We start from the raw sequence: 5,592 nt of genomic DNA on the forward strand, positions 1-5,592 counted from the left end.
TAGTCCTCGTGTTCTGCGAGATCGCCGGCCGCTGGGGCGGCGGCGGAATCCGGGCCGGCTTCTATCACCGTACGGGTGTCGACATCATCTCGGCGATGCTCCAGGCACAGTTGGGAGAGCCGATGCCGGTGCCGAGCCGCGAGGGCGACGACCTCACCGGATACACGTTGATCTACGCTTCCGGTGAGAGGATGCGGCGGGACTTCCACCTCAACGAGCCGTGGGTGATCCAGTGCAACCTCCGGGTTCGCGCCGGCGATGTTCCCAAGGTTCCCACCGCATGGGACAGGTCCATTGCGGCGATAACCGTCCGAGGTGAGACTGAGGACCAGGTGGCCGAGCGGTTGGCCGCGTGTGAGGAGGCGTTCCAGAGTTGTTTCCGTTAGCCGATGGGCGGACCGGTCCGCATGGTCGCTGTGTCGTGGGGGTGCCGAGGTGACGGGACCACGGTGGTTTCTGGCGTTGCGCGGCTCATCGGACTTCAGGCATTTGTGGGCTGCCCATCTAGTCTCTTCGCTCGGCTCGGGTGTGACCGGACTCGCCATTCCGCTGCTGGCGGCGGTCACACTGGGCGCGTCGCCGGCGGCGGTCGGCCTCCTGACCGCGATCAGCGCGGTGCCTCATGTGCTGCTCAGCCTGGTGGCTGGCGTGCTCGTCGACCGGGCACCGCAGCGTGCCGTTCTGATCCTGACGGATTTCGGCCGGGCGGTCTGTCTGGGTACGGTGCCGGTCCTCGGATTGTTCGACCTGCTGTCGATGCCCATCCTGTACTGCGTCGTCTTTCTCGTACAGGCGCAGACCGTGGTGAACGACCTGGCTTCGGCCTCCGTCGTGCCGAAGGTGCTGCCTCCTGAGATGCTTACAGCGGGCAACAGCGCGATCTCGGTCAACAGTTCGGTCGCCTGGATCGCGGGCAACGGACTGGGCGGTGGCCTGGTTCAGCTCGTCGGAGCCGTGGTCACTGTTGCCGTCGATGCCATCTCCTACGTCTTCTCAGGTGTGCTTCTGTTCTTCCTGCGTGCACCGGAGCTGGCTGCCGCGAAGGTGTCGGGCCGACGAGGAGTGCTCCGTGACATCAAGAGCGGTCTGGTCTTCGTATTGAAGGACCGCGTTCTCGTCGCGCTGTGTGTGTCGTCCGGCATCGGGGCCTTCGCGGTGGCGATCCGGGACGCGTCACTGGTTCTGGCGCTCGTGCGGGAGTTGGACTTCCCGGCGGTGCTGGTCGGGCTCCTGGCGATGCTGGCTGGCCTGGGCGGGGTCGCGGGTGGTCTGCTCGCGGACTGGGCCGCGACCCGCTTCGGGTTCGGCCGTTCGGTGATGGTGGCCATCGCCGTCAGTGCGGTGGCGATTGCGCTCATGGCGGCTCCGTTCGGTGTGGCGTCCGCCGTCGCGGTCGGGGTGGGACAGTTCGTCGGTGGTCTTTCAGGCGCGGTGTATAGCATCGGTCAGTTGACCATGCGTCAGTTGGCGACACCTCCTGACATGCTCGGTCGCGTGAACGCCGTGCGGCGGTTCCTCGTATACGCGTCGTTCCCGCTAGGTGGCGTGGTCGGTGGATTCGGCGGCGGCGTGCTGGGCAGCCGGTCCATGTTGATCGTTGCCGCCCTTGTCATGGCGATCTCCGTGATCCCGCTGGTGGTGGGAAAGGTCAACAAAGTGGAGGGCTGCCGTCCGGCGCAGACACTGTAAAACGTCCCCCGAGCCTCCGGCGCTTCCTTCGCGGTGCCAGGGTGTGGATCAGTTTCGCGATGGTCTTGTCCCGGCATGGTGGTGGGCTGGCGCTCGGCGGCCCGACCGCTGGTTCGGCAGGGGCCCATGCGTTTGGGGCTCTCGGAGGCACCTGATCCACAGCGTGGGGCGCTGGCTGCAGACCACGTGCGCGAGCTGGGTGCCACGGTCACGACCCTTGATGATTGGTTTGACTGAGCCTCTTTCATCTTGAGTAGTTGCAGGTCAGCAGGGTGTGGACGGCTTGGACGATGGTGCCGATGCGTCGGGTGGAGCATCGGGCCTGACGGAGGATCCGCTAGGACTTCAGCTGCGCGAAGGCGCGTTCTCCCGGTGCTCTGAGCCTGGCGTGGTCGCGGTTGAACTGCTGGTAGTGCTCGGGGTGTTCGCGGTGGTTCTTGTACGGGGTGCGAACAGTGGCGCCGGCGCCTTGGTAGGCGCGGTCCTCGAGGACGAGGGTCTGCCGGGTCAGGCAGGCTTGGACGATGCCGTGGGCCCGGGCCGCGGTCAGATCGTGAGTGCGGCCCGGTGTTGCACGGGAGAACCACAGAGGTGTGCCGTCGGGCCGGGTAATGACCTGGACGTTCATGCCATGCCGGCGGTGTTTCATCGAGTAGTACGGCTCGTCCGCGGCGATGCGGTCGATGGGGATCAGGGTACCGTCGACGATGACGTGGTCGCCTTCACCGAGGCCGGTGAGCGCTTCGTAGAAACCGGGCGCCCAGTCGGCCAGGACGTCCAGCGTCTCGTCGACGTACCGCCAGGCGGTGGCCTGCGATATCCCAAACCTGGCTCCGAGCTGCGAGAACGTCTCGTTCTTCCGCAGATGGACCAGCGTGAGCAGTGCCTGCTGGAAGCAGTCGAGCCTGCGCCAGCGGGTATTGCGAGCTCGGCGACGCTCCTAGATCATCCAGGAAACATGCTCAACAAGCTCGCGCGGAACATCGAGCATGGCAGGATACGGAACCAACAGGGCCCCTTCGGTCGCCAGCGGGTTGAGCGAGATCACCACGCCAAAGACGAGGGGCCCTGCCTCGTCACCACACCCGCCGACCAGCCTCTTTCACCCTCCAGCACAGGATGAAAGAGGCTCAGCAGCTAGGAATTCGAAGCAGCCCTGCAGTATGATAAACTTCCGGGTTCTACCTAAAAGAGAGCACTGTGAATAAAGCGCGCATATGTCTCATGGTGTCATGCACTCTCATGGTCGCTTCATGCGGGGGGAGCAGCACTCTCGTCGACACATCTCACCTGACCGACCAGGAAAAGGAATGGGTCGAGTTTTCCTACGGGCACGAGAAGAATAGCGATATAAAAAAAGCCCTGGAAGAACTACCCGCCGATGGAGTCAAGGCCTACCTTGATGGGCAGCGACCTCACTTGTGCGGCGACACGGAGTCACTAATGGAGAGCCTGAAGGAAGCGGGCTACGAGGCGGGCGAAATGCAGGAGTACAAGGAGAAGGCCGCAGACCTCATCTGCTGAACCTTCGGTGGACCGTCCGTCACGGCGTTTCAGGGGCAGACCGCACGACATCGGATACGCAGGTCGACTACCTGTTCTACGCCACCGCGCCTCCGAGGATCCTCACATCGAACAAGATCTTCAGCGAATGGGGCCAGGTCTTCGGTGACGAGGTGCTGGCCACCGCGATCCTCGACCGGGTTCTCCACCACTGCGATGTCCCCAGGTAAACCTGACGTGCTGAACGCTCCTTGCAGTTCCTGGGAAGGCCACTCGAACTCCGCCCCGAGCACCTTGTGCGAAGCAAGGCGTTCGACCACCTTGGCCTCGCCCGCACCCACCTCATCGTCGGCGAGGTCGCCGGCGCCCATCAGGAAACCCAGACAGCCCTCGCCCTCTTTGGGATCATCGGCAGCACGCGAGTCGGAGACCACCCGGGTGAACTGTACGGCGCGCTGGCGGCTACGTCGTCTTCTGGGACTGCTCTTTGTCGCGAGAGACGACCACTCCATCACGCGCGACAATGCACCCGAAGTGGTCTGGCATCGTTGGTAAGCGACCCGCGCTCACCTCGCTACGCCTAACGCCCCTGCAGGAGCGGCCGAGAGCACCATGGCGCTGGCGACAGAACCGGCCAACCCCTACGACACTGCGAACTCGACTTCAGCAGTAATGACGCCGAAGCCATTGCACTCCTTGCACGGAGTGCATACGGAGCAGCACTCTTCGTGCTCCCGTCCGGTCCCACCACACGCTTCGCATTCAGTCATTCAGTTTACCCCAGGGGAGTGTAAGTAGAATGGTACGGGATAGCGGCAAAATCTCTTATCGATCAGAAACTCAATGGGCTCTCATCCAGGATGCCACGAACGGCGGGGCCGCCAAAAGCAGCCCCGGACGATGTGTGGCTGTCGCTGGCGTCCGCGGAAGAAGCTGGCGGGCTTCGATGGCAAGTTCGGTCTGGTTCCGGGTTCTGCGCTGTGTGGGCAGGCCATGCTTGAGGTCGGTACCCGCCGGCTCGTCCTCCAACTGCAGTCCCGCAAATGACCTCGCCGACGGCGTCTAAGACCGTGTCCTATGTGGTGAGGCGGACGAGTCGCTTGTAGCAGCAGATGGCCGCGGCGAGGCCGAGGAAGGCCAGGTAGTTGCGGGGATGACGTTCATAGCGGTGGTTGATTCGGCGGTAGCCGGTCAGCCAGGACATGGTCCGTTCGATCACCCACCGGCGTCGGCCAAGACGTTCTGACGACTCGATGCCTTTGCGTGCGATCCGGACGCCGATGCGCTTGCCGCGAAGCCATTTCCGCAGGTTGGGGATGTCGTAGGCCTTGTCGGCGTGCAGGCGTTGGGGCTTGAGGTGGCGGCCGTGGTGGGGTCGTGTCTCGTTTGGTGACCGAGCACCATGGGCTTCAGGGCCTGGCTGTCGTGGGTGTTGGCGGCCGAGATGCCGGCGAGGAGGGCAGTCCGTTCGCGTCCGACAGGATGTGCATCTTGGAACCCGGCTTGCCCGGTCCATGGGGCTCGGACCTGTGAGTTCGTCCCCCTTTTCGTCCTGACGTGGGCGGAGTCCAGGACCGCCCGAGAGAGATCGAGCAGGCTGGCGTCATTGAGGCGGTGCAGGATCTCCTCATGCAGCCGGCCCCAGACACCGGCCCTGGACCAGATCAGGAACCGGCGGTGCGCGGTCGACTTCGAGACGCCGAAACAGGGCGGCAGGGCCCGCCAGGCGCAACCGGAGACCAGCACGTAGATGATCGCGGCGAACAGCGTCTCATCAGGCGTGTCCTGCGTCCCGCCGCCCTGCGGCCGGACCTTCGACGGCGGGATCAGCGGCTTCGCGATCTCCCACAGTCCGTCTGGAACAATCCAACTCCACGTACCCCGCCCCATGACAACCTCAACGACCGCCTCACCACATAGGACACGGTCTTAGACCTGACAGGTCTTATCGGATCCCGCACGCGGTTTCGGCGGTAGGTTTGCCGAGCGTCCTGCGCGGTCCTGACACCACACCTCTCCCCGCCGGCATCCACTGCAGACGAGCAGCGGGCGCAGCGGAAAGCGCTCGGGACGAGGAACTCGGCAGGACGCAGGGCGGGTTACCTGGGGTTGCCGAAAGGTTTCAGGCACTGTGAGGCAGGTGTCTTTGTCTCGTATGTGCCTCACACGTATCTGGGGGCTGTTGAGGCATGTTGGCCATGTGAGCCACGATGTGCCGCACCGGCCTCCCTCGGCCGGCCTACCTCCACCTCGTTCGCTCACGTGCTGCTACAACTTCGCAACACCGGGTGCACCGGTTGCCCGCCGCCCGTACCAACGTCCTCATGGCCACCACACCGCCTAGGTGTATTGATCACGAGCGTTGTTAACAGGGCCGGGGTCTTGATCATGGCGAAGACC

Annotated in this window: 2 protein-coding genes and 4 pseudogenes; 4 read left to right on the forward strand and 2 right to left on the reverse strand. The window is 64.2% G+C overall.

Annotation, left to right across the window (positions count from 1 at the left end; all coding sequences use genetic code 11):
- Together IE106_RS29735 and IE106_RS29740 are read left to right on the forward strand one after the other, a co-directional pair.
- Window positions 1-386: pseudogene (locus IE106_RS29735) on the forward strand (hypothetical protein); the annotation flags it as partial.
- A 49-nt stretch (window positions 387-435) separates the two neighbouring features.
- Window positions 436-1,689 carry an MFS transporter gene (locus tag IE106_RS29740; RefSeq protein ID WP_189538345.1) on the forward strand — a complete coding sequence of 418 codons (1,254 nt, stop codon included), beginning with the start codon at window positions 436-438 and terminating at the stop codon, window positions 1,687-1,689.
- A gap of 244 nt (window positions 1,690-1,933) precedes the next feature.
- On the opposite strand, the pseudogene IE106_RS29745 reads toward IE106_RS29740, so the two are convergent.
- Window positions 1,934-2,740, reverse strand: a pseudogene (locus IE106_RS29745) (transposase family protein).
- A gap of 191 nt (window positions 2,741-2,931) precedes the next feature.
- On the opposite strand from IE106_RS29745, the gene IE106_RS29750 reads away from it, so the two are divergent.
- A complete protein-coding gene (locus tag IE106_RS29750; protein ID WP_189538347.1) occupies window positions 2,932-3,213 on the forward strand; it encodes a hypothetical protein in 282 nt (93 codons plus the stop codon).
- A gap of 98 nt (window positions 3,214-3,311) precedes the next feature.
- A pseudogene (locus tag IE106_RS29755) lies at window positions 3,312-3,404 on the forward strand (ATP-binding protein); the annotation flags it as partial.
- Window positions 3,405-4,267: 863 nt separating this feature from the next.
- Here the strand turns inward: IE106_RS29755 and IE106_RS29760 are convergent.
- Window positions 4,268-5,082: pseudogene (locus tag IE106_RS29760) on the reverse strand (IS5 family transposase).
- Window positions 5,083-5,592: the final 510 nt, after the last annotated feature.

The organism is Streptomyces roseolilacinus, assembly GCF_014649335.1.
Classification (GTDB): domain Bacteria; phylum Actinomycetota; class Actinomycetes; order Streptomycetales; family Streptomycetaceae; genus Streptomyces; species Streptomyces roseolilacinus.

Excerpts from the sequence above, each read along its gene's own strand:
- IE106_RS29750 (WP_189538347.1), top strand. The coding sequence starts at position 2,932 with ATGGTCGCTTCATGCGGGGGGAGCAGCACTCTCGTCGACACATCTCAC.